This is a genomic window from Aestuarium sp., from assembly GCF_023253315.1.
Taxonomy (GTDB): domain Bacteria; phylum Pseudomonadota; class Alphaproteobacteria; order Rhodobacterales; family Rhodobacteraceae; genus Marivivens; species Marivivens donghaensis.
Window position 1 is genome coordinate 1 of the sequence record NZ_JALRGW010000014.1, and the last position, 230, is coordinate 230.

Sequence of the window (230 nt, forward strand, 5' to 3'; positions counted from 1 at the left end):
CGATAGGGCAAGCATCGCGGCGCCAAAGGCAAATACAGCACCAGTCCCTGCCAATTTCAGCAGTTCCCAATCCGCCTGACCGATCACATCTGCACCAAGAAGAACACCTGACGCGATGATGGTCGGGATCGACATCAGCATAGAAATTCGAGCGCCGTCTTTGCGGTTGTAGCCCATCTTGCGGGCCCCAGTGATCGTGATGCCAGAACGCGAGGTGCCTGGGATCAGTG

General features: G+C 57.0%; 1 protein-coding gene. It reads right to left on the bottom strand.

The features are described from left to right. On the bottom strand, window positions 1-230 hold a 230-nt coding region (locus AC1QQ2_RS08610; RefSeq protein ID WP_479712831.1), incomplete at both ends, for an undecaprenyl-diphosphate phosphatase.